Origin of the sequence: Nitrospira sp. (assembly GCA_029194665.1) — a bacterium.
Lineage (GTDB): Bacteria > Nitrospirota > Nitrospiria > Nitrospirales > Nitrospiraceae > Nitrospira_D.
In genome coordinates, this window is record JARFXO010000001.1 from 538452 (window position 1) to 563529 (window position 25078).

The following is a 25078-nucleotide window of genomic DNA, read 5'->3' on the forward strand; positions in this document are numbered from 1 at the left end:
TCAACTCGCCGGCAGCGCCGGCCTCTTCTCGATATCAGGATTGTGGTAGCCGCCGCCTAAGGCTTCAATGAGATCCACCATCGCGACGAGTTGATCGCTCTCCAGTGCCCGCAGCGCATATTCCTGTTCCAATACCGGGTAGCGATGGCGGAGCCCTTCCCGGTCGTCGTCCAGTCCGGACACGACCCGGACGTTGGCGAGCCGCCAGTCCTCGCTGAGCGACGCCACGACGCGCTGATGCGATGCCAACATCTCACGCGTCGCCTGCCACGCGCTCAGACTGTCCGCGACTTCGCGCAAGGCGTCGAGCAGCGTGTCGTTATACAGGTCCACCGCCGTGTCGTACTCCGCCCGACGTGTCGCTAGTTCGCCGCGCAAACGGCCCCCTTCGAAGATCGGCAAGCGCAGGCCCGGGGCGAGGCCATAGGAAAAGCTCTGGCCGGAAAACAGGAAATTCGCCAACTTGTCGGCCCCCTTGGTGAACGTCAACGCATTGAACCCGACGAAGGCGGTCAGATCGATCGTGGGGTAGAACTGCGTTTTCGCGACCTTCACCACCCGCGCGGCGGCGTACGCACGATACAGGGCCGCCGCCAAATCAGGCCGGTGGACCAGCAAGCCGATCGAGAGGTGCTCCGGGACGGGCATCTGCTCGGGAATGGTGGCGCCCGCCACCGTGACGAGGTGGCGCCCGTCGTCCGGCCCTGTGCCCATGAGGCGGGCAAGCAAATTCCGCTGCACGTCCAAGTGATCGTGCACCGCAGCTTGGCGCGTGACCGCCGCTTCGTAGTCGGCGATGGCTTGTTTCACCGCCAGGTCATTATCAATGCCCAGGGTGGACCGGGTCTCGGCGAGCATCCGTAGCCGGCGACGGAGCTCGACGATGGCGTGGACCAATTCCAGCTGCTGCTGCAGCGCCTGCCCGCGGAAGTAGGCTCGGGCGATGCCGGTGGTCAGCCGGAGTCGGACTTCGGCCCGTTCCGCTTCTTCGGCGGCCGCATGCCCGAGCGCCGCGTCGAGCGTCGCGCGATATTTGCCCCAGAAGTCGAACTCGTACCGCACTGTGAGCGGGTTGATCATGCCGAGGAGAATACGTTGTCCTGCCGTCTCCGCGTTCAAGGCGGCGAACACGCCGTGTTGCGAGATGCGCTCGTAGGTCAACGACGCATCGGCCTCCAGGAAGGGCAGCAGGCGGGCCCCTTCCACCCGGGCCAGCCCTTGCGCTTCGCGTAAGCGTGCGGAGGCCACCTTGAGCCCCGGGTTGTCGCGCAGCGCCGTCTCGATCAGTCGGGTGAGCTCGGCGTTGTGGAACTGGTCCCACCACCGGTCCTCGGGCCATTGATGCAACCGGTGGGTCACTTCCTCCAGCGTCTCCTGCAACTCGGGCGGCTCCAGATAGGTCGCCGGCGGCTCACCCTTCGGGATCCACCATTCACAGCCGGTGACCGCGACCATGACCAACAGGCACAAGGCCGAGAGGGAGAGGGAGACGGAGAGGGAACTGGGCGATCGGCCGTGGTTCATGGTTGTTCCTTCAGCTCGTTTGCCTGCCCCGCACGGCGTCCGCCGGCTTCAAGACCGGCACACGGTTGGACCGCGCGAACCAAACCAGGATCGCAATCCCCAGGCAGAGGTAACTCGACAGAAGGAACGTGTCATTCAATGCGAGAATGCCGGCCGCCTGCTTCATCGTCAGCTGCACTTTACGCTCGATCATGGCGGGCTCGAAACCGAGGGCCTCCAGCTTCGCCGTGAACTGGCTGAGCGCATCATACGACGCCGAGATGCGCCCCCCGAAATGGTCGCTGAGGTGCAATTGATGAAAGGGGAGCCGGCGGAAGATGACGATCCCTTGCCAGGTAATCCCTATCGCGCCGGCCGCGATGCGAAGAATATTGGCCGTCTCCGCCGCCCGCAGCAGTTGCTCCCCCGACAGGCCGTGCAAGGTCAACACAGTCAATGGCGTGAAAAACGAGCCGAGGAAGACCCCCTCGAGCACCATCGGCCAAAAGATCTGATCGAACGAGTGGGGATCGTCGAAGAGGCCGATCCAATAAAACGTGGCGGCGAAGCCCAAACTGTTCACGCAGGCCAGCCAGCGCACGTCCAGCCGTTTGGCGACTTCATGCATCACGGCGATCAGCGGCATCCCCAGCAGGACCATGGGCAGGAACACCAGCCCGGCCAGCTCCGAGGAATAGCCCAGCAACAGCTGCAGTTGCACGACGAAGAGAGAGAGCAAGCCTTGAATCGACAGGAAGCCCAGGCCGAGACAGAGGAGGCCGATCGCAAAATTCCGATGCGCGAATAGCCGCAGATCCATCGCCGGCCGGCGTTCGCCGAGCTCCCAGACGATCCAGACCGGGGCCGCCACGAGGACGACGACCAACAGGCCCCGGAGCAGCGGATCGTCGAACCAATCAAAGTCGTTGCCTCCGTTCAACATCGCCTGGAGGCTGCCGAAGATCACGAACAACAGGACATAGCCAACGAGATCGAATGGCTCATGACGAACCTCATGCCGTCGTCCATGGAACAAGGCGGCGGCCAGCGCGGCGATCAACAGCGCCAGCGGGATGTTGAGGACGAAGAGGGTACGCCAGCCCCAATGCTCACCAAGCCAACCGCCGGTGACCAACCCGAACGTAAAGGGCATCAAGGTGAACAGCCCCCAGATGGCCAGGCCCAACGATTTCAGGTGATCGGGATATTCCTTGATCAGCAGAGATTGGCTCAGCGGCAAGGTGATGCCGCCGGCGAGACCGAGCAGGACACGAGCCGCCACGAAGCCTTCAATGCTGTCGGCGGTCGCGCAGAAGGCCGAGGCCACGGCGTAGGCGAGGAAGGCGCCGCAAAAGACACGGGGCTCTCCATAACGGTCGGAGAGCCAGCGGGCAAGAGGAAAGCCCAGGGCCAGGGCGATCATGAAATTCGTCTGCGCCCACCGCCCGAAACTGACCTGCACGCCGCCTAAGCCTCCTGCCGCGTGCGGCTCGAGCGCCACGTACGAGCCGGCGTTGAACAGCACCACGATGTGGGCTAGGCCCAGCACGAGGGTGAGGAGAAGGAAGTGCAATCCGAGGCAGCGGGTCTCTAGATGATCTTCTGTCGTCATAGGTAGGCTCGGTCAACAGAACATCGTGTGCTTGGGTGCTTAGCTGCTGAGGTTTCCGGCACAAAGGTCATCTGTGGTGCGTGAGTCAACCTCAATATCAGAAGCTGTGCATGAGCAAGGGCTGTGCCTCTTCACTCGCATAGTCTCAACCTAGTGAAATTTCGGGGCTGCGAGGGATTATCTTTCTGAACCGAAAAAGAAAATTACTGAGAAACCACGATAGGTCGCGATTCACCGCAGACTCTACCCACGACGGCTCGAGGCCTCTGATGCTAAGAAGCGGATGGAGAGCGTCCGTACGAGACAAGGCGGCGAGTGCTTCAGTGAGCGGTCGGTCGCTTTATCACAAGTTGCTTCATCCTGCTGCGCAAGGTACTGGGCGGGATGCCGAGACGTGTTGCTGCTCCGTCAGGACCTTCGATGCGCCAATCGGTCAAAGCCAGAGTTTGGAGAATGTGTCGACGTTCCACATCTTTGAGGTCGGACGACGGCAAGCTGGTGAACGAGCGATCCTGCAATCCCAGGAGATGGTCATCGATCCGCAAGATCGACTCGCGTGAGAGGATCAAGGCTCGTTCGATCACATTGGCCAATTCACGGACATTGCCCGGCCACGAGTAGCGAACCAATCGTTCTAAAGAATCAGGATCGATATCTGTGCATGAATGGCGGAGTTTTGCCGCGTATAGGTCAAGGAAATGTCGGGCTAACAAGGGAATATCTTCCGGACGCTCGCTCAATGTGGGCAGTCGGATCGGAAACACATTCAGACGATACAAAAGATCCGCTCGAAACGTACCGAGCTTGACCGCGGCAGAAAGATCGCGGTTTGTCGCGGCGATAAGACGAACATCCACTCGAATCGGCTGTTTCCCACCCAAACGATCGACCATCCCATCCTGTAGGACTCGCAGCAATTTCGCCTGTGTCTCCAGTGGCATTTCACCGACTTCATCCAAGAACAATGTTCCTTCATGGGCCAGTTCGAATCGTCCTTCGCGGGCGCGATCCGCTCCGGTAAATGCACCGCGTTCGTGGCCGAATAATTCACTTTCAACCAGTCCGGCCGGAAAGGCAGCGCAATTCACGCGAACCATGGGTTTCCGATGGCGCTGACTCAAATCATGAATGGTTTGAGCGATCAATTCCTTGCCGGTTCCCGTCTCACCCGTCAGGAGAACGGTCGTCGAGGTCGAGGCAACTTGTCGCGCGAGGGTTAAGACATGCTGAAAGACGGTACTGTCCCCGACCAATCTGTCGATATTCTTTGTGAGCCGCAGTTCCTCGTTCAAGTACACGTTTTCTTTAGCCAGTTGGTTCCGTAACTGGTCGATTTGTTCGTAGGCTTGGACGTGATCGATCGCATAGGCGATTTGCATCGCCACTTGTGTGAGGAATTCGATATCTCCGGAATCGGGATCACCAGATTCCCGAGTGCCGATATTGAGAATACCGAGGCATTGATCTTTCACGAGCAGTGGAAGGTTAATCATTCGGCCGAGTCCTTCTTGAGCGTAAAACTTGTCTTCAGGAAAGACTTGCTCTTTCTTGAGATCGGGGCGAATGTGCAGGGTCTTGTGTTCGTAGACCCATCCCATCCCGCTTCCGTGGCGCGGGACGACGGCATCGCGGTTAAGCGCGACCTGCGGGACGGTGGTCGCGAGGACATAAAACCGGAATGCATCGGTCTGAGGATCGTACAGGGTGATCGATGCACGGGCCCATGGGATGGCTTTGGTAATCTCTACTGTAATCGCTTCCCACAAGCTGCGCATGTCGCGCTGGGAGTTCAGCACGAGGGCGACGGACAAGAGTGCGCGATAGTTGCGTTCGATCTGATCCAATGATTCCAGCTCCGCAAACGTCAATTCAAGCACAGAAGAAACTACCATGTCCAGGTACTTGCGTGCGGGATTTTGAACGAGATATACGCGGAAGCTGAGGCGCCGACAAGACTGTCTCAAGCGCCATAACAAGTTTGGTTTCCGTCGTTACAGCACCGTCAAAAACGCGGTGAGGTCGGCTATTTCTTGATGGGTCAAACCCATGCCAAAGCGAATGTTGTAGAACTCCACTGCCTCTTTCAGGGTCGCGGCCGAGCCATTGTGAAAATAGGGTGCCCGGGCGGCGAGGCCTCTGAGAATCGGGCCTTTGAACTTCCCAATGTCGGCCCATTTTCCTGAAACTAACGCTCGGCCTGGATCTGTTGTAAACACTTCAGTTCCATCTGTCTTGTTACGCAGAGTGATGACAGGGAGGTAATCGACACCCAAGGGGTTCATCACATCGGCAATCCCGATATTCAGCGGAGCACCTATGGAATGGTCGCCCACATTGAACGAATCGTGACAGGTGCCGCAGGTGCCTTGAATCAGCGGCAACCCGGTGGCATCGTTGAGACCGCCCACCCCCGAGATGTTGATGATGCGGGAGTTGAAGAGGGTTTGTCCTCGGAGGATGCTCGCTCGACGATCCTGGTGATGCCCGTGCTGCTCATGACTGGAAGCATGGGCCCAGTGATTGGTGAAGAGAGTGAAGACCACCGGCGTGAAAGGCGTCTTGAAGGGATTGAGCCCGAGTGGATCATTGATACCGATAAAAAACGGTTGCTCCAAGAGGATGACGGGACCACCGTTCGCGCCCTGACCATCGAGAGGCCCCGCGCTGAAATCGACAGCCTGGGCTGTGGAAAGCGCCATTTCAAAGTCGACGATCTTTTTTTGCTCTTCCTGGGTGGGCGCCGTTGCGGCTTGTGCATGGCCAAGCGCAGCACCCACCGCCTGATGAGCCAGGTCGGACAGCAGATCGGCGGGATTCGTGGCGAATGTGATCGGTTTCGTGCCGGTCTGTGGTGAAGATTCTCGCCCGTCCCACATCACGGTGCTGAGAAACCTGAGGTTGGTGGCCGGCAGAGGGCGTCGGTACATCGAGAGCGTGCTCGTCTCGCTGCAGCCGTAGGGGTTTCTGACGCTTACCACGTCAAACTCGGCTCCTGACGGGACGGCAAGCGCAATACGGATCAATCCGCGGGTGCGCAGGAGGCTGTAGGCTTGGCGACGGCCTTCCATTGTGGCGGTATCAATGTTGTGATCGCAATTGGAGCCATCATTGGTCCGAAAGATCGGATCGAGACCGTGGGACCGCTCAAACCGATCCTCGACGTGCGCCGCCGAGACGGACCATCCATCGCCGGGCTGATGACAACTGGCGCAGCTGCGGCCGTTGGTCCCCAGACTCTGAAAGAAAGGACCGGTCAGATCGAGTTTTCCGGTCGAGTTGAAGGTTTTCAAAATGCCGGTGGGATTGGGAAAGGGGAAGAGGTTCGGAAGAGCAGTCGGCGCCTCGAATTCCGCAGCCGCAACTGAGGTAAGACCCAGCAGAAGTGCGCCCGACAACCAGAGTAGGAATTTCACGATTCTCCCCCCTTGATACATGCCTCACCCATGAGCTACCTCGCTGCCTCGTCGCATATCGGCGTAGCATATTGAGTGCCAAGCCGGAATTTTTCTCCTAACTCGGCACACCAAACGTACCGGATTCATAAATTCAAACATGTATGCCGATCCTATAGCTAACCATTAGTACTTACTTACAATTGTGTTCATTCTGTCCTGGTTCTGTCCCGAGCGAAATTACAAAAGGCGCAGAGTGCGCAATCGCTCGCTCAAGAAACGGCGGTACAGACAACGTGCGGAAACAGGAAACGGCTTGTGGCAACCTTTCAGTCGATTTGACTCACTGGGCCGAAGCCCGATCAAGCAGGGAGACATTGACGATACTGCCTACATCGGCTCTCCTTCACCTTGAGTAATTTGGATGGTGGGTGGTTCGCTGTTTCAGGCCTATCAGCCGACAGCATGCGTGATGGAATTTTGTAACCCCCGGCCTTGATCTTGCAATCTCCAAGCGGGAAAACGTCATGAGACTTTCATGCAGCCCTTCATACGAATGAGAGAGATATCCGCCACCAGGCACGAGCTGGTCGAGACGAAAGGTGCAAGAGCGCCTCGCGAACGGTCCTTTCTGGTAGGCGAACGACGGCTCCAGCGACGGTCTCAGCAGATGGGCCAAGCCAAGCGATGGTTGGCCTTCGCCTTGTACGATCTAGACCATGTCCATGTTCGCTGAGGACTCATGGTGAACGGCAAGCCACGCGTGGTGATTCTGGGTGGGGGCTTCGGCGGGATGTATGCCGCGTTGGAATTCGAACGCGCCCTGGCGCGCGGCGCCGACTTGGACGTCACCCTCGTCAACCAGGACAACTTTTTCCTCTTCACCCCGATGCTGCATGAAGTCGCGGCGAGCGACCTGGATATCACCAATATCGTCAGCCCAATCCGCCGGCTGTTGCGTCGCGTGACCTTTTTTCATGGCGAGATCGAAGCCATCGATCTCGCGCACAAGCGCGTCGGTCTGTCGCATGGGCACGAGGTCCATTGCCACTCGCTGCCCTACGACCACCTGGTGCTGGCCCTCGGGTCCACCACGAACTTCTTCAACATCCCCGGCTTGGCAGACCGGGCGCTCACCATGAAATCGTTGGATGATGCGATTGTGCTGCGCAACCACCTCATCGCAAACCTGGAAGAGGCGGACTATGAGTGCGGGGCGTCACTCCGGGCGCCCCTCCTGAATTACGTTGTGGCCGGCGGCGGGTTTGCCGGGGTCGAGACCATCGCGGCCATGAATGACTTTCTGCGGGAGGCGGTGCAGTTCTTTCCGCATCTGCGGGCGGACATGCTGCGGATCATTCTGGTCAGTGCGGGCAAGGTCATCTTGCCGGAACTGGGAGAGGAACTCGGCGCCTATGCGCAGCGCAAACTCGCGGAGCAGCAGGTGGAAATCCATGCGCACTGTAAAGTCACCGCCGTGACGGACCACGACGTCACCCTCAGCGATGGGACGACGGTGCCGACCAATACGCTGGTCTGGACCGCCGGCACCAGCCCGCATGCCCTCTTGGACACCCTGCCCTGTCCGAAAACGAAAGGCCGGGTCCTCGTCAACGAGTACCTGGAAGTGCCCGGCTGGTCGGGCCTCTGGGCCTTCGGCGACTGTGCGCTCGTGCCGGATCTCAAGACCGGTGGCTCCCACCCCCCGACCGCGCAACATGCGCTGCGTGAAGGGCGAGTGGCGGCGCGGAATATCCTGGCCACCCTGCGAGGGGAGCGCATGAAGCCCTTCGTCTACTCGACGCTCGGGCTCCTGGCGCCCATCGGGAAGCGGACCGGGGTCGCGAACATTCTCGGCGTGAACTTCTCTGGCTTCATCGCCTGGTGGCTGTGGCGGACGATCTACTTGCTGAAGCTGCCTCGCTTTGAGAAGAAAGTGCTTGTGGCCTTGGACTGGACACTGGATGTGCTCTTCTCGAAGGATCTGGTCCACTTTCGAACGAAGCGTTCCCGTATCCCGCATGCGGCAGCCAACCGGCAGAACCCTGTCTGAATCCGTCACGCCTCGCATCAGCTCACGCCATTCAGACGGCTGTGCTCGATCGGTTCCTCGTCTCCTTCACTCCGTGGGTGACGGCCTGCGCCATCTCCTCAAGTCGCTGAACGGTCCGATGAAGCTGTCGGCCGGAAAGGGTTCATCGACCCTCACTAGCAGGCTGCGATACCTTTCTGCTGTTCGGAGGCCTCTTCGATCACGCTTGCGGGCACGGTGTGATGGGTGTATTGATTTTTTCCACAGTAAGGTTTAGCAAATGGATGCCGATGCATCGGTTATCGAACGAGTGTGACTGAAAGTGTTGAAGGCAATGGTGGATCGTCACTCTTCAGTGTCGAATTGAACCGCATGAGGTTTGACGGATGGGGAGCCGGTTTCTCACCGCGCTCCGATCACGGGGTACATGACGTGCGACTTATTGCGGTATGCCAAAATTAAGTAAACAAGCGCTGCAACTGTATCTACGGACTCGTTTTGGTCCTCGCGTCGAGCTGCGTTCTTATGGAGTCATCGGCAAAGAGAGTTCCAAGGGAGAGCAGAAGCGCTATGGGTACGGCACCCCTGTCAAATTGTCGTTTCAGATCGGGCGTCGAGTTCAGTCCGCTGTCCTGTCGACCATGAGACCAGGCCCGTTTGGTCACGAACATATGGCGGATCGTGCTCAAGCCATGTTGTGGGACTATGATTCGTACGGTCGTCTTCCTCGCCATGTGAAGGCGCTTGATGTGGGTGCATTCGACGGCAGGCAAGCCCTTTTCTCCCTCGCCGAATCCCGTGAATTCTTCGTGCTGAATGAATGGACTGAGGGGACGAGCTACCATGTGGATCTTGAGCGGCTGATGAAAGGCGGCACGTTGCAAAAGCTGGATCGGCAACGCACGGTCGCGTTGGCTCGCTACCTGGCGCAGATCCATGCGAAAAAGCGGCGTGACCCGGATTTGTACAAACGTCGGCTGCGTGAGTTGATCGGTCATGGCGAATGTATCATGGGACTGACGGACAGCTATCCTAAACGCTGTGGCTTTATTACCGGCGATCTGTTGCGAATGGTGGAGGAAGCCTGCAATCGGTGGCGTTGGCGGCTTCGAGACAAGGCTAACCGGCTTTCCCAAGTGCATGGGGATTTCCATCCGTACAATGTGCTGTTCCGTACCGGAACGGATTTTGCCGTACTGGATCGGTCGCGAGGAGAATGGGGCGAGCCGGCAGACGATGTCACCGCCATGACGATCAACTATTTGCTCAACTCATTGATTCGATGGGGTAAGCTCCATGGGCCATTCGAAGTCTTGTTCCGGCTGTTTTGGGATACATATGTGGAAACCAGCGGAGATGAAGAAGTTACTGAAACGGCGGCGCCCTTTTTTGCCTTTCGCGGCCTGGTCGTGGCCAGCCCGCTCTGGTATCCCAATTTGTCAGTCGCCATCCGCCGGAGCCTGTTTCATTTCATCGAGAATGTCCTTGATGTCCCGTGCTTCGAACCGGAACGGGTGAATGAGTATTGTCAGTGATGAGTGATCACAGCGCCATTGCCATCTGGCTCACCGGTCTGCCTGCTTCAGGGAAGAGCACCATCGTTGCCGCACTGAAACCGCAACTCGAAGGAATAGGCTGTGTGGTCGAGGTTCTGGAGTCCGATGCGGTCCGGCAAGTCCTCACACCAACCCCGACCTATTCACAGGCGGAGCGGGATCTTTTTTACCGAGCCCTGGCGTTCATGGGGGCAAGATTAGTGGCTCATGGCGTGACGGTCATCTTCGATGCCACAGCCAATAAGCGAGTCTATCGAGACTTTGCCAGAAGCCTCATTCCCAAGTTCATCGAAGTGGTGGTCGAATGTCCGCTGGAACTGGCGATGCAGCGTGATTATAAAGGGACGTACCGACGAGGCCAGCGTGGCGAATCATCAAGTGTGCCGGGATTGCAAGAGCCCTACGAAGCGCCGGTCAATCCGGAAGTGAGAATTGATACGACCCAGCTCTCTGCAAAAGACGCAGCGGGGAAAGTGCTGGAAGCCGCGAAGGAAATATTCAAAACCGACTCGGTTCAGAGGCCATGATCGCCCACCGCCCCACGGACATGCGTTTCTCCTGCTTGATGAGCCTTTCCCCTCCCGCTATAGTGACTGGCCATGCGCAAGAAGCAGGCATCCAACCGCAGAGAGCGGGACGATTCGCTTTCTGAAGCGAAGAGGAGTTCCCTCACTCCTGCCCCAGACTCGTCAGCACTGCTTGCCGCGTTTCGTTCCCTCGCCGCCAATGATCTGTACACAATGGCGCCAAAAGAGTCGGTGATCCGAGGGTATAACTATTATCAGCAGCTGCGGCTTCAGCACTATACCTGGAGTCAGGACCGCGACAGGCTCACGGCGCAGGTGCAGGGAACGAGACTGTACGAGGTCGTCTTTTCTCTCGACGAGGGATTTCTCTCGGCTTCCTGCGATTGTCCGGCCTGGGATCCCAATTGGCTCTGCAAGCATGTCCTTTGCGCGGGTTTTGCCACCAAACATCTGCTGTCGCCTGAGACGTTCCAATTGTCGGATCGGCAAGAAGCCCACCTGGCCACGCTCCGAACCGAGCTGCTTGGTGAGATCGCCGAGCCGGATTCGATCAAGGGGGCGGTCTCCGCACGGAATGGGGACGGTTCGCTTTCGTCTCTTCCTGCGTCGGCCTATGAAATCGTGATCGATGCCGGGCAGTCGTATCCCCAGCTCTTCGTCAACCGGAATGGCGTGCGGCTTCCGGCAGGATGGGCTCCCGCGTTGCCGTCTGATCTGCGCCCACTCCTTAATCCGTCCTGGTTTTCGACAGGGTATGGAGACGAACCCTTACTCCGTTATCTCCAAGTCTCCAAACACCGATTCCCGATCCTGCTAAAAATCGGCCAAGAATCCATCGCTCTTCAATGGACCCCATCGGTCAAATACGTGAGTAAGACGGAGATTGCTGTCGCGGGCGATGACGTAAAAATTCGTGCGATCTGTGTGGCCAACGGAACCGCGCTCAACCGAATCGTCCGTTTTCGCAACTTCGTAGCCGATGTGAACGGCCGACGTTTACTTCTTATGGAGGACGAAAGCGGATGGGGCTCGTTTCGCGCGCTGCGCGACGGCTTCCGAGGTCTCAACTCTTATGACTATGCCGAGGAACTGGACGGGGCGCTGTGCGCGGTAACATTGCCAGATGGCCGGGGCTATGGTGGACGGCAGGGCATCTATGGCGAGACGGAGTTCTCAGTCTCACGAGACGAATTCCAGTCCGCGCAGATCGATCTGATCCACAAACAGGCCGACAAGACCTTGCGCGAGCTTCTCCTGCGCGTGGATGGCACAGAGACGTCGGTTCATCCTTCTGCGACCGGCTCAACGAACGAGGAGGTGTCATACGAGTTAATTCTGGCGCCTCTCTCGGACGAGGCCGGGTCGCCGACAGCTGCATGGACGCTACAAGCGCAATGTCGTCGCGGGGATGCCCTGTTCGCTCCGAGCGCCACGACCTTTTCGTTCATCTCAGCGTTGGAACAAGGCCGCGTCACCTCCGCTCCGTTACGGGCGCAGAAACGCAAGGTCGTACTCTACGATCTGTTCTTCACGTTGCTCACGGTCGGCGAGGCCAAGGAACGAGACCGCCTCATCAAGACCGCGCTGGACCAGACCGATTGGGCGCGGAGCATCCGTGTTGAGGCAGCTCAATGGTTGAAACATCATGTGTCGCTGTACGCGAGGCCAGATGTGCGATTGCAGATCGAGAGAGGGCAGTGGACGTTGCGCGCGATCGACAAGAGCCGCGAGGTGCTGCTGTACCGGATTCCATTCGAGGTCTTTGGTTTGGACGCCTTTCGCGGCATGGAATCGTACGATGCTATGCCGATCGACTCCCAGGTACTGTTCCAACGATTGCCGGATCTTTTGGAAAAGCTGACTGAGGCCGGAATCACATTACTGTACGAAGACCAGCCGCTCCGGCCTACTCGATGGGACTGCTCCGTCCGAGCCGAGCGTCAGGACCGAGATGGGACCGGCATTGACTGGTTCGAAATCAGGCCGGAGATCAGCTGCGAGGGGGTGGTGATCGACGAGGCTGAATGGCGGGCGGCCATTCAGCAGGGCGGGTTGATCCGTACAACGCGCGGCCTGCGAGTTTTAGACGGCCAGAGCGTGGAGCGGCTGCGCGCGATTATCGGCCTCACGGGTGAGGCCGATGCGGATCGGAAGACAGCCCAGGTCGTGCGTGTGCCTCGGTTGCAGATTCTCGACTGGCTGGCGCTGCGCGACCAGGGCATCCCCGTGTCGCTGCCCGCCGAGGACGAGGCGGTACTGGCGCGATTGCTGGGATTTCGACAGATCGAGAAGCCGCCGTTGCCGAAGGGCTTGCACGCAACGTTAAGACCTTATCAGCGGGACGGCTACGACTGGCTGACGTTTCTCTACGAGCACCGATTCGGCGCTTGCTTGGCTGACGACATGGGATTGGGCAAGACACTTCAGGCCATTTGCTTGCTGGCCGCTATCGAGGAGGGGCGCATCAAAGCGGCTCGTGGAGTGAAGGGATCTTATCTGATCGTCGTGCCGACGAGTCTTCTCTTCAACTGGGAACAGGAACTGGCACGTTTCGCGCCCGGCTTGAAGGTCCATGTCTACAGTGGGAGCGAGCGGGCGCTCGATGCCAAAGACGGCGAGGTGGTGATCACGACCTATGGGCTCGTCCGCCGGGACATCGAGACCTTGGAGCGGACGGCGTTCCACGTGATCGTCTTCGACGAAGCGCAGGCGGTGAAAAACATCCTGGCAGACACGACGGGTACGGTTCGCCGGCTTAAGGGGCGTTTCAAGATCGCGCTGACCGGCACGCCGATCGAGAACCATTTGGGCGAGTATTTCTCCGTGATCGACCTGTGCGTGCCTGGACTCCTCGGCGATTACGATCGGTTCAAGAGGGACTTGAAACGTGTCGCGGGTCGTGCGCTCGATCGGTTGCTGCACCGGACGAGGCCCTTTATTCTGCGGCGGACCAAAGCCGAGATCCTCCATGACCTCCCGCCGAAAACCGAGCACGAGGTGTTCCTCGAGTTGACCGACCGCCAAAAAGCGCTCTACCAACAGACGGTCGCCCAGGTTCGCTCGACGATCGACGATGCCTATCGTACCAAGACCTCCGGGCAGGCCCAGTTCATCGCGCTCACGGCCATCCTCAAACTCCGGCAACTGTGTCTCTCGCCGCGTCTGCTCACGAAACAAGCCGACGAGACCTCGCCAAAGCTTGGTTTCCTGATCGAGCGGCTGAATGTGTTGCGAGACGAGGGGCACAGCTCCCTAGTGTTCTCGCAATTCACCAGCTTTCTGGACCTCGTGCAGGAAGCATGCACTCGACAGGGGCTGCCCTACCACCGGCTAGATGGGTCCACGGCGGCGGCGGCGCGCAAGACCCGCGTGAGGGCGTTCCAGACCGGTGAACAGGGCGTGTTTCTTCTGAGCCTCAAAGCGGGCGGGCAGGGGCTGAATCTCACCAGAGCGAGCTATGTCTTTCATCTGGACCCTTGGTGGAATCCGGCGGTGGAGCGCCAGGCGTCCGACCGCGCGCACCGCATCGGGCAACAGCGGCCCGTGTCGATCGTGCGGATACTCATGCGCCACAGTATCGAGGAGAAGATGATGGCGCTCAAGCAGCGAAAGCTCGAGTTGTACGATGCGGTCATGGCCGGCATGGTGCGCGGCGCCGGGCAGGGTGTATTGACGAAAGCCGACTTCGATTTCCTGCTCTCGCCGAGCGCATGATCCCGAGGCATGTCCTCTGTCCGGCTCAGGAAGGTGGAGGTTTATGCCTGATGTCGTCGATGCGAAATGCCGGTCAAGGAGTTGCCGAAACGTCAGCAGCGGCTGGTTGAAGTGTGGGTGGAACTGCACCAGCAGGGACTGATGGCCGACTGGAATCGTCTGCAGGCAGGCCGCAAAACGGAAGGATCTAAGCTTCGCATCACCGCTTCATGCCATGAGCGAGAAGTACTGGAGAAACCACCTCCTCGCATCCTCCGCCACCTGTTCCAGGGTTCCCGGCTCTTCGAACAGATGCGTCGCGCCGGGAACGATGACCAACTTCTTTTCGCAGGGCAGCAACTCGTACGCCGCCTGGTTCATCTCAATGACCGGTTCATCGCGGCCTCCGACGATCAACAAGGTCGGAGCTGTGACCGACGGTAGATATGGCTCGGCCAGGTCGGGTCGTCCTCCTCGCGATACCACGGCCTTGACGTTCAACGGCTCTCGCGCGGCAGCTTGCAGGGCCGCTCCAGCGCCGGTGCTGGCCCCGAAATACCCGATTCCCAGTTTTGTTGTCTGCAGCTGCGCTTCCAGCCAGCCCTTGGCCAACAACAGCCGATCCGCCAGCAGATCGATATCGAACACTGTTCGCCTATCATCCGCCTCATCCTTGGTTAAGAGATCCAGGAGCAACGTGGCAAGTCCATCTTGCTGTAAATGGCGCGCGACGAAATTATTGCGAGGGCTCAATCGCCCACTGCCGCTTCCATGAGCAAAGACAACCACGCCACGCGGAGCGTCTGGAAGTCCGAGGATCCCTTCCAGAGCAAGTTTCCCCTTTGTGATCCTCACATTGTGTTCAGGTGGGGCGGTCATGGCTTAGCCCGTTTCTTGACAGGACTGCAGGGAGCAGGACGGCTGAGATCAGGCGGCAATGTGGTCTTGTCATCGACGCAGGCGGCGTTGAGCTGTGTCTGCACAAGACCGATGACCGACGAGAGCATGGCGCCCTTGAAGTTCGTGCGATGCAAATTCGCCGAGTCCAGCCGAGCACCGCTCAAATCGGCGCCGGCTAGGGAGGCGTGTTGAAGGTTGGCCTCTTGAAGATTGGTTTCCTGAAGATTGGCATGGGTCATGTCGGCATGGCCGAAGTTCGACCCGCGGAGGTCCGCACCGACGAAATTCGACGATTCCAGATTGGCTCTGTTGAATTGTGCGTGAGTCAGGGAGGATTTCGGAGCGTACATTTCGTTCAGATCAGCGTTCATGAAGTTGACGCGCAATCCCTTGGTCCCGATAAGGACCGCACGGTTGAGATTCGCGTCCAGAAAATCCGCTTCATCGAGGACGGCATGATAAAGAATCGCCATTCGGAGATTCGACGAGTGCAAATCCACCTTGACCAGAGCGGCCTCCTCCAGGTTGGCTCCTTCCAGGTCGGCGTCATGCAGATCTGCGCTGGTTAGATCCGCATACCGGAGATCAGCGCCGCGAAGAATCGCTTTCTTAAGATTTGCACTGCGCAAATTCGCTTCGTCCAGATAGGCGCTTTCCAAGTCGGCTTCAATCAGACGGGCTGCTTCCAGTTGCGCGCGGTCCAGTAGTGTGCCCTGAAGGTTGGCGCGATAGAAATTTGCGTTGGTCAGGATGGTGCGACGCAGGTCGGCGCTTGTCAGGTCAGCATTCACCAGGACCGCGCCTTTCATCGTGGCTCCGTACAAATATGCCTCGGCGAAGTTGCTGCCGGTCAAATCGGCAGAGGTGAGATCGGCGCCTTGCAATTGTGCCCGCTCGAACGAGGAGCTATTCAACTTGGCGTCGATCAGGACGGCGCCAAAGAGAGCAGCTTCATCACCGACCGCGCGTGCGAGATTCGCCCCGGTGAGCCGGGCATGGCGCAGATCTGCTCCAGAGAGATTACTGTCTATGAGAACGGATTTGGTGAAGTCGGTTCGAGCAAGGCTGGCTTTGGAGAGGTTGACCTGAGACAGCTTCGTCTGACGCAGGACGGCGCCTTCGAGGTCGGCCCGTTCGAGATTCGCCCCCTCCAATGCTGCCCGGCTCAGATCCGCTTGGCAGAGCTCAACGCGCTTGGCATCCTGGTTGTCCCGATACTCCACCCATCGTTCATGTGCGCGCACGAGAGCTTGCAATATTTTGGCCGGGACAGACTTTTTCTTATAAGGGCCCTTGCAGATAGAAGACTCGGGCGATGCCGCAGGGGAAGGGGATGTGCCGGCCGGTCCGGCCCCTGAGGCGGTGAGTCCGACGAGGAGGATAGTTCCGACGAAGGCGGTCGATACAGAGAAGTGCGTCATCTTGTCCCCTCTAGGAGTTAGAGTCTGCAGTCGACTGTCTGGGCTAGGCTTCGCAAAGCCAAGGAAATCCGAACGTCATAGGCCGGCACCGTCTCAAGCGCACGCAAGGCTTCGGGAAGTTGTCCCAACTGCGCAGCGCCATGGCATCGCAGTTCGGCCAAGCCGGGTGAGTGAGCAAGGCGGCGGCCATTCTTCATGACAAGGTCAAGCAACGGTTCCCCAGGCAATTGATCGTTGTGCGTTGTGACGATATCGTGGCTCAAATACTCGTCGTCCGCAAGATACCGATAGACTTGTTTGCGGCCGGGCCAAGTGGCTTTACCTTCGGATCGCTTTCGACAGGGACGACCGGCATATTCTTGGAGTTTATAGGCGCAGTCCAGCGAAGACGCGTCAGAGGAGGTCGTCATGGCTGTGCCGACAGCGAAACTGTCGATTGGGGCGGCGCTCTCGACCAGGGCTTTCACACGATATTCGTCAAGGTTGCCGCTTGCGAGAATCTGTGCATGAAGCAAGCCTCCTTCATCAAGAATGAATCGAACCTGTCGAGCATGTTCGGCCAGATCACCGCTGTCTAACCGTACTCCTTTGATGGTGATGCCCTGAGCCTGAAGCGTTCGGGCCAACGACACGACTTTGGCGGCGGCCGCTTCCGTGTCGTAGCTGTCGATCAAGAAGACGACGTTATCCGGTTGGACTTCGGCGAAATGTTCAAAGGCAACGATTTCATCCTCGTGGGCTTGCACGAAGGAATGGGCCATGGTGCCGTACAGGGGAATTTGATAGGCCATACCGGCCAGCACGGTGGCGGTTCCTGCGAAACCGGCCAGATAGCTCGCGCGTGCGGCGAAGAGACCGGCCTCGGCACCGTGCGCACGACGGAGCCCAAAATCGATGAGCGGCCTCCCTCTTGCGACCAGCACAGAACGCGCTGCTTTGGAGGCCACCATGGTCTGGAAGTTCAGGAAGTTCATCACGCGGCTTTCAACGAGCTGGGCCTGAGGAAGCGGCGCAACGATTCGGAGGATCGGTTCGTGAGGAAAGAAAATCGTTCCTTCGGGCATTGCCTCCACATCCCCGGTGAACCGCAGCCTTTCCAAATACTCGAGGAGCTGCGAACTGAACTTCCCCGATTGATCCAGCCAGGCCAGTTCTTCCCGAGAAAAGCGCAACTCCGAGAGATAGTCCAGCACCTGTTCGAGGCCGGCTGCGATTAAGAAGTTTCGATGGGCGGGCAGCTTGCGGACAAAGAATTCGAACACGGCCGGCTCGTCCATCCCCTGTTTCAGGTAGGCCTGGGCCATCATGAGTTGATACAGGTCTGTCAGCAGAGCGCTGCTCGAAGGATTCATGTTCCCAGCATCTCCCAATGAACAGGGACGGCTCCCAGGCGGATCATCTCGTCTTCGGCGCGGCGACCATACTCGGGCTGAAGATTGACGGCTTTGATACCGTCCACCAACAAACAGACGTCATAGCCCAGCATACGGGCATCCTTGACTGAATTCAGCACACAGTAATCGGTCGCCAACCCACCGATGAAGAGACGCTGCACAGTCAGGCCTCGCAAATGTTGATCGAGCGTAGTGCCTTCGAAGCCCGAATAGGCGTCTTGATCTTGATTGAAGGCCTTGTAAATGACGTGCGTCGATGGGGGTGTAACAAACGACGATGGCGGTAGAGCGCCTGGTGAACCCGCGACACAATGCACAGGCCAGGGACCTCCTTGGGGCTTGAACGAGCAATGGTTGGGTGGGTGCCAATCGCGTGTCAGAACGATGGGAAGACCGTGACGCTGGAACTGCTGAAGATAGTTCTGCAAGATGGGAAGAATGTGATCGCCACCGCTCACGCCGAGTGCCCCACCTGGCAGGAAATCGTTCTGAATATCTATGATGAGCAATGCATCATGGGGTGTGAGCGCAATCATGAGGGGCATTACGCAGTTGGGCAATCCGGCGTTCTGTAGACTGTGGGCAAGGCTCCGTCATTGTGCCTGTTGCGATAATAAACGAATGTACGCCACGACGTCTTGCATTTCTCCGTCGCTGAGCTGGCCGCGCCAGGAATGCATCGGACTGAAGACGATACCGTGCTCGATGGTCCGCAGCAGCTCCTCATCGGATTTCAGGAACGATTGGAACCGCTGAAAATTGGTCGGGGAGACTTTCAACGAAGCAGCGGCAGGTCCATCGCCCCGGCCGCTTGGTCCATGACAGCTTTGACAATGCCGCTCATACAAGGCTTTTCCGCGTGTACGGTCAGGAGGATAGTCTTGAGCGTAGAGTGAAGATATCCATGGCCCGTTTGCAATCCAAATTCCGAAGAGCCCAGATGCAAGGAGTCGAAATGGTAGGGACTGCCACATAGCTGCAGGCACGGTGCTAACCCTAACCAGAAATAATTTTGACAACAGATCGTATAACCGCATGTTCACTTTCGGATTAGGGCTAACTCTTTTTTGTGGTATGAGCAATGAATGGGCTGAAGAGTTGCTGCAGCTTTTTGCTGCCGCACGCGGGGCATGTCACCATCCCACCTTCATGCTCCTTCAAGGTCACCACAATCAACGATTCTTTCCCACAGTCGAGACACTTATAGTCGTACATCGGCATGGTGCGCCCCTTTCGACAATCAGCCAAAAATCATGAGTGGATAGATTCCCTGGTGCAGCAGAGCGTGTGAAACACTGCCGAGCACCATGCGGGTGATGCCGCGACGTCCACGAGATCCCATCAGGATGAGATCCGGATGGGAGGTCTTGGCTTCTTGAATGATTCCCTCAACGGGGGTACCCAACACAGTCGCCACGCGGGTTTGGCAGCCATATAATTTAAGCTTGACGGCTATCTCGTCGAGGAAGTCCTTCGCTTTGCCGAGGGAATGGGTTTCCATCTGCTCGGCCGAGACAGCATCCACCGGCCAGGGAGGTCTAGTGTGGGGAAGGACGGTGAACAAAGTAATCGTGGGGGGATCACGAAAGGGCTTCTGTTGAAGGAAGGCGAGCGCGTGGTCTGCATCATAGGTTCCTTGTAAGGGAAGCAATACGTCATGAAGCGTTTTCAAGGGACCGGGAAGAATCAGTTTTACACCAGGCCCGAAGGTCAGCACTCGATGGGAGACGCTTCCGATGAGCCGTTCCTTGATCGGTCCAAGCCCTCGGGTACCCAAGAGAATCAGCCCGACCTTGAGTTGTTCTGCCAAGGCCACGATCTGATCTGCTGGAGATCCAACGACCAGATGTTTTGTGACCGGTCCGACATCCAATGGAAGCAACGACACAATGCGATCCAACAAGCGAGTCCCATCGTCGTGCATGGTTCGCTCGACCGTCTCGTACAGTTCCTGCGCCACTTCAGGCATCATCATGGGGTAAGCCGGGCTATGGACATCCAGCACATGCACAATGTGAAGTTCCTCGGCGCGAGACAGGTACTTAAGGGACCGGACCGCCTCATACGAATGATCAGAACCGTCGACAGTAAGCAAAATTTTCATGGCGTCACCTTCAAAGCTGTGGATCTACTGCTTCGTTTCACGTGAGTCATTCAGACAATGAAGCTATCAACCATCAACCGTGGCAGGCCCAGGTCATACGACCCCACCTTTCCCTAGAGAGGATGCCGAGCAAGTCCAATGCCGCCCAGGGGGGCGCGAGATGTGAAAGGAATTGGAAGCAGTTGTGCGATGCACCGGTTTAGGCCTCACAGTTCACGCCGTACCTCTCACCTGGTATGGCGCCTTCTGCTACAGAGAGTGAGCGACTGCTGTAGCAGAGAACCCCTGCATTCGGGGGCGACTCCATGGCCAGTGGCCGAAGTAGGATAAGAACGACTGCAAATCTGTGATTCCTCCACAGGAGTCTCTATTGCGGGACGGTCATCGTGCCTGGCATTGCCCTTGCTCGAATTCTGGTCAGGAGGATTGCTCATGGGACGGGATAGGGATCTCTTCAAGGCCATCCTGGTTCCAGTGGATTTCTCTCCCTGTTCGGATGAGGCATTCAGGGTTGCCTGTCAGGTCGCCCGGCTGAGCGGGGCGACGCTGCTCGTCCTGCACGTGATCGACACCAGCGCCCTTGCCGCGTTCAATCGGTTGGGTTTGCTGGCCGTTCCCTCCGATTCCGTGCTACAGCGCCGCCGCTTACGCCATCATGCCCGCTTAAAAGTGAGGCAATTGTTGGAGTCGAAAGTAGCCGCGGATGTGAAGATCACACGCCTGATCGTGGAGGGGGCGCCCTTCGTCGAGATCGCCAAAATTGCACGCACCAAGAATATCGACCTGGTTGTGATGGGGAGCTACGGCGGACGGTCCGGCAGTGTGGACAAGATTTTCTTCGGAAGTACGGCGGAAAAAGTCGTTCGCACGGCGGGCTGCCCCGTGCTGACCGTGCCGTTTACCACCCCCGCATCACAACACAAATCGACAGGCTAACAAACAGTATGCACAGACTGCGATGAGTGGAGAGGTACTTCTGTTGATGGCGGAGGCGGTGTAAACGTGACAAGAGGGGGACTGAGAATTCTCCTTGCGACCGACGGATCGCCTGAATCGGCGGCAGCGGAAACCTATGTCTGTGGGCTGGCTCAGGCATGGGGAGCCTCCTTGACTGTGATGAGCGTGCTGGAATTTCCTCCTGGGATGGACCCCGACTACGCGGTGAATCGACTGTACCTGGATGAATTGATGAAAGAAGCCACGACGAAATTAACGGATCTCAAGGTGCGGGTGGTTGCGCTTGGCATTCCCGTACAATCGTATGTTGCAACTGGAATCCCGAGTGAGGAAGTGTCAGCCGCCGCGCGAAGCGAAGAGGCCGAATTGATTGTCGTCGGAACCAGAGGGAAGACCGGTCTCGAACACGTCTTGCTGGGAAGTACGGCTGAGCGAGTCATTCGAATGGCGCCCTGCCCAGTCCTCACCGTGCCGATGGTCAAACAACGGGCGGATGGAAGTTGGAGCAGCGAAAAACCGAACTGCCCACCGGAGCGAGTGCTGGTGCCGGTCGATTTTTCAGCTTGTGCACTCGATGCCCTGGAGTATGGGGCATTGGTTGCCCAACGATCACAGGCTTCCATCACACTTCTTCATGTACTGGAGCCGGTGTCGTACGGGTTAGATTTCACGCTCCCTCGGGTGACGAAGCGGGAACAGGTTCGAACAGAACTGACCAAGCGGCTGTCCAATCTCAGATCGGCGATCACCTCGGTCGGCATCCCGTCCGACTTCGTCAGTTCCGGTGGGCTGCCGGCCGATTCTATCCTCGATACGGCTCGATCCCGGTCTGTTGATTTGATTATAATGGGGACCCATGGCCGCCGCGGCTTGTCGCACACACTATTCGGCAATGTCGCGGAATCAGTCCTGCGCAGATCATCATGCCCTGTTCTGACGGTCCGCAGTCCGAAGTTCCGCCCAGGCCATCGTCGTGTGTTTTCAAGCCAACTCATTCCAGCAAGCCATTAACCGAGGAACAAACCATGCGAAGGACCACGAAGAAACCCGGCAACGTGAAGGCCAAAGCCTCTTCTGAACCTGGCACAGACCAGCGGACCATCGAATCGTCGGATGGAATGTGGGAACGGGTATCGCGGAAAGCGTACGAGCTCTGGGAACAGCGCGGTCGTCGCGAGGGCAGCGCGATTCGAGATTGGCTCGAGGCGGAAGAAATCGTCCTGGGAGAAATTCATGAAGCACGCGGGTGAACAAGCGGCGGGATTCTGGACTCCGCGGCCTCTGTCCCTGGATGGAGTGCTCTCGCGCCTGGACAATCTTTCCCGTCAACCGGAATTCGGACTGCAACGTGAACTAGCACAGGCACGAGCGCTCAAGCCCTATTTGGACGGCAACGCAGGACGGCTTGTTGCGCCGCTTGAGCAGGAAATAGAACTGGCAAATCTCTACCTGTTTTGCGACTACTACCCGGACGATGGACAGCTGACGCTCATCGAACAGCTGCGGGACGTTATCACCGAGCACATTCCCGAAGAGGAGCGGCAGTGGCTCGATCCCTTGAAGCATTCCTATCTCGATGTCCTGAAATCGACCTCGCCGCCAAAACCTGGCCAAGATCTGTTGCTGCAATCACTTGCCGATGGGAGGAGGCTGATCCTACCCGGCGGCGATTTCGTCAAGGAACTTGCGGCGGACCGTCCGTTGCTTATCAGAGTCATCCATGATCCAAACGCCCAGGAGTCAGACAGGGCCGTATGGGCCGGTTGTGGAATCACCGTTTCACAAACCGATGCGGAGGCCTTGCTCGAGATCACGTCGGAATGGCGTCGAGAGATGGAGGTGACCACCGGATCCTTTGCGCTGGGAGAATGGAAGGAGTTTGCTAAGCGATTCGGCTACATGATTCTCTGGGCATTCGCGCAACGACGTATGGCTGCCTTGGCGGATGCCGTCGTCCATATCGGATATCGCAATTCCGACGGCCAGCCCTATCTGTACGCGGTCGCTCTGTACGACCACCATGAACATCGATTCTTCACCGACGCCCTAGCTGAGATGAACGAATTTCATGTAGAAAGGCCGGCTTCGGAGGCCACGCAGAGCGTTGCGGGAGATCGGCTGTCTCCCCGACAATGGGTACAACAGGAAGACGGTAGGCTCGTTGCCCGACTCACGCTCACCGCCTTTCAACTGATCGCGGAATGTGACAGTCCGCAGCGGCTGAATCACATCAAGCATCGGCTCGCGGCCTCGTTGGGATTTTCATTGCATTTCCGAGGCGAGACGTTGGTGCCGCCGGTTCGGCAACTATCGGTGGATGAACTCATGTCCGATGAACCTCCGACGTTGGTCGTAACACGCGAAGAAGACCATCTGCTGCTCAACCAGTTCCTGGAGAAAGCGTACTTGGAGTGGTCGGATCAGCCGCATCTCGCGCTCAACGGCCAGACACCTCGGCATGCGGCGGCAACGGCGACGTTGCGGCGCAGGGTCGGTGATCTGATCGATGACATGGAGCGGCATGATCCTGGCTGTCAGCGCGTTGGGAAACCGGCCTTCAGCTATAATCGTCTTCGCGCCCAGGTCGGTTTGGAAGAACTGCCGGAGTAATTCGATCTGCACCTCTTGCCTCCCGACAAGATCCAGTATACAACCATGCGGCAAATGATGAAGAAGGTGGGAGGCCAATGGAAAATAGTCTAGGGAGAAGCCGATGATGGAGCAACGAACGATGGTCGGCATTCTCGTCGGTGGCGGGCCGGCTCCCGGGATCAATAGCGTGATCAGCGCGGCCACGATCCGCAGTATTCTCGGCGGCTCGGACGTGCTGGGGATCATCGATGGGTTCAAATGGCTCATGGAGGGAAGCAATGGTCAAGTCCGACCACTTTCGGTCGAGGAGGTGAGTCGGATCCATTTTCAGGGTGGCTCGTATCTGGGCACGTCACGTGCCAACCCAACCAGAGGCGAAGAGTCTCTCAACAACGTGTTGTTTGCACTGTCCAGTCTCGGTGTCACTCGCTTAATCACGATCGGGGGGGATGACACCGCATTTTCGGCGATGAAGCTGGAGGAACGAGCCGGCGGCCGCCTTCAAGTGGTTCACGTTCCCAAGACCATCGACAATGATCTCGACCTTCCTCATGGTATCCCGACTTTCGGGTTTCAAACGGCCCGTCACGTCGGAGTCGAAATCGTGAAAAATCTGATGGTGGACGCCCGCACCACAACACGTTGGTATGTGGTCGTGACGATGGGACGCAAGGCCGGCCATCTCGCTTTGGGTATCGGAAAGGCGGCCGGTGCGACTCTGACGATCATTCCAGAGGAGTTTCACGAGCGGCCGGTCAAATTGCAACGGGTCGTCGATCGTTTAATCGGGGCCATAATTAAACAGCTGGAACAGGGTCGAACCGACGGTGTTGCGGTACTGGCCGAAGGGCTGATCGAGATTCTCGATGCTCGTGACCTTGGTGGACTGGAGCGGGTCGAAAGAGACGAGCACGGTAACCTACGATTGAGCGACGTGGATGTCGGCGACGTGTTGCGGCGTGAACTGACGAAGCAACTTCACCAATTGGGACTTGCTATCCCTATCGTGGCAAAGAACGTGGGCTATGAGCTCCGTTGCGCCGATCCGATTCCCTACGACATCGAGTACACGCGAGACCTCGGCTATTGCGCCGCTCAGTATCTGCTCGACGGCGGGACGTCGACCATGGTCTCGATTCAAAACGGACGGTTCACCCCGATTCCGTTTAGGCAGATGGCGGATGCGGCAACCGGACGGACCAAGGTGAGGATGGTGGACATCGAGTCCGAGTCCTTCAAAATTGCCAGACAATACATGATTCGGCTGACTGAGGACGACATGAAGAATCCGGATGCGTTGGGCCGCTATGCCGCCTTGGCAAGCCTGTCCGTAGAAGCGTTTCGAGAACGGTTCAGCATAGTTCTCTGAACGACATGGAGGCATCTCGCCCGATC

19 protein-coding genes are annotated in these 25078 nt (G+C 58.1%); 10 read left to right on the forward strand and 9 right to left on the reverse strand.

Going from position 1 to position 25078, the window contains the following annotated elements:
- The 4 genes from P0119_02515 to P0119_02530 form a co-directional block, all read right to left on the reverse strand.
- Positions 1-1524, reverse strand: a complete 1524-nt coding sequence (locus P0119_02515; GenBank protein MDF0664929.1) for an efflux transporter outer membrane subunit — start codon at positions 1522-1524, stop codon at positions 1-3.
- Between the two features lie 10 nt (positions 1525-1534).
- Positions 1535-3115, reverse strand: coding sequence for a DHA2 family efflux MFS transporter permease subunit (locus P0119_02520; protein ID MDF0664930.1), 1581 nt, complete (start codon positions 3113-3115; stop codon positions 1535-1537).
- Between the two features lie 320 nt (positions 3116-3435).
- Complete coding sequence (locus P0119_02525) at positions 3436-5007, reverse strand: sigma 54-interacting transcriptional regulator (protein MDF0664931.1); 1572 nt, start codon at positions 5005-5007, stop codon at positions 3436-3438.
- A 99-nt stretch (positions 5008-5106) separates the two neighbouring features.
- Positions 5107-6528 (reverse strand): cytochrome c peroxidase, encoded by a 1422-nt coding sequence (locus tag P0119_02530; protein ID MDF0664932.1) that lies wholly within the window; start codon positions 6526-6528, stop codon positions 5107-5109.
- A 517-nt stretch (positions 6529-7045) separates the two neighbouring features.
- Between P0119_02530 and P0119_02535 the strand changes: the two genes are divergently transcribed.
- The 5 genes from P0119_02535 to P0119_02555 all read left to right on the forward strand — a co-directional run bounded on the left by P0119_02535 (position 7046) and on the right by P0119_02555 (position 14336).
- Complete coding sequence (locus P0119_02535) at positions 7046-7243, forward strand: hypothetical protein (protein MDF0664933.1); 198 nt, start codon at positions 7046-7048, stop codon at positions 7241-7243.
- Between the two features lie 6 nt (positions 7244-7249).
- Positions 7250-8560: an NAD(P)/FAD-dependent oxidoreductase gene (locus P0119_02540; protein MDF0664934.1), complete on the forward strand. Its 1311-nt coding sequence runs from the start codon at positions 7250-7252 to the stop codon at positions 8558-8560.
- A 428-nt stretch (positions 8561-8988) separates the two neighbouring features.
- Positions 8989-10074, forward strand: a complete 1086-nt coding sequence (locus tag P0119_02545) for a phosphotransferase (protein MDF0664935.1) — start codon at positions 8989-8991, stop codon at positions 10072-10074.
- Positions 10074-10622 carry an adenylyl-sulfate kinase gene (locus P0119_02550; GenBank protein MDF0664936.1) on the forward strand — a complete coding sequence of 183 codons (549 nt, stop codon included), beginning with the start codon at positions 10074-10076 and terminating at the stop codon, positions 10620-10622. Before P0119_02545 ends, P0119_02550 begins: the two co-directional genes overlap by 1 nt.
- Before the next feature lie 72 nt (positions 10623-10694).
- Positions 10695-14336, forward strand: a complete 3642-nt coding sequence (locus P0119_02555) for a DEAD/DEAH box helicase (protein MDF0664937.1) — start codon at positions 10695-10697, stop codon at positions 14334-14336.
- A gap of 207 nt (positions 14337-14543) precedes the next feature.
- On the opposite strand, the gene P0119_02560 is transcribed toward P0119_02555, so the two are convergent.
- The 5 genes from P0119_02560 to P0119_02580 form a co-directional block, all read right to left on the reverse strand.
- Positions 14544-15194, reverse strand: a complete 651-nt coding sequence (locus P0119_02560; protein MDF0664938.1) for an alpha/beta hydrolase — start codon at positions 15192-15194, stop codon at positions 14544-14546.
- Positions 15191-16636, reverse strand: coding sequence for a pentapeptide repeat-containing protein (locus tag P0119_02565; protein MDF0664939.1), 1446 nt, complete (start codon positions 16634-16636; stop codon positions 15191-15193). Before P0119_02565 ends, P0119_02560 begins: the two co-directional genes overlap by 4 nt.
- Positions 16637-16653: 17 nt before the next feature.
- Positions 16654-17988, reverse strand: a complete 1335-nt coding sequence (locus P0119_02570; protein ID MDF0664940.1) for a nicotinate phosphoribosyltransferase — start codon at positions 17986-17988, stop codon at positions 16654-16656.
- On the reverse strand, positions 17985-18566 hold the full coding sequence (locus tag P0119_02575) for an isochorismatase family protein (GenBank protein MDF0664941.1): 582 nt from the start codon (positions 18564-18566) through the stop codon (positions 17985-17987). Before P0119_02575 ends, P0119_02570 begins: the two co-directional genes overlap by 4 nt.
- Before the next feature lie 704 nt (positions 18567-19270).
- Complete coding sequence (locus P0119_02580; GenBank protein MDF0664942.1) at positions 19271-20134, reverse strand: universal stress protein; 864 nt, start codon at positions 20132-20134, stop codon at positions 19271-19273.
- 432 nt (positions 20135-20566) lie between these two features.
- Between P0119_02580 and P0119_02585 the strand changes: the two genes are divergently transcribed.
- The 5 genes from P0119_02585 (at position 20567) to pfp (ending at position 25052) form a co-directional block, all read left to right on the forward strand.
- Complete coding sequence (locus P0119_02585; protein ID MDF0664943.1) at positions 20567-21070, forward strand: universal stress protein; 504 nt, start codon at positions 20567-20569, stop codon at positions 21068-21070.
- A gap of 66 nt (positions 21071-21136) precedes the next feature.
- A complete protein-coding gene (locus P0119_02590) occupies positions 21137-22102 on the forward strand; it encodes a universal stress protein (protein ID MDF0664944.1) in 966 nt (321 codons plus the stop codon).
- A 14-nt stretch (positions 22103-22116) separates the two neighbouring features.
- On the forward strand, positions 22117-22341 hold the full coding sequence (locus P0119_02595; GenBank protein ID MDF0664945.1) for a DUF2934 domain-containing protein: 225 nt from the start codon (positions 22117-22119) through the stop codon (positions 22339-22341).
- Positions 22325-23701 carry a hypothetical protein gene (locus P0119_02600; GenBank protein MDF0664946.1) on the forward strand — a complete coding sequence of 459 codons (1377 nt, stop codon included), beginning with the start codon at positions 22325-22327 and terminating at the stop codon, positions 23699-23701. The genes P0119_02595 and P0119_02600 overlap by 17 nt, the downstream gene beginning before the upstream one ends.
- A 103-nt stretch (positions 23702-23804) precedes the next feature.
- Positions 23805-25052: a diphosphate--fructose-6-phosphate 1-phosphotransferase gene (pfp, locus tag P0119_02605; GenBank protein ID MDF0664947.1), complete on the forward strand. Its 1248-nt coding sequence runs from the start codon at positions 23805-23807 to the stop codon at positions 25050-25052.
- Positions 25053-25078 lie beyond the last annotated feature (26 nt).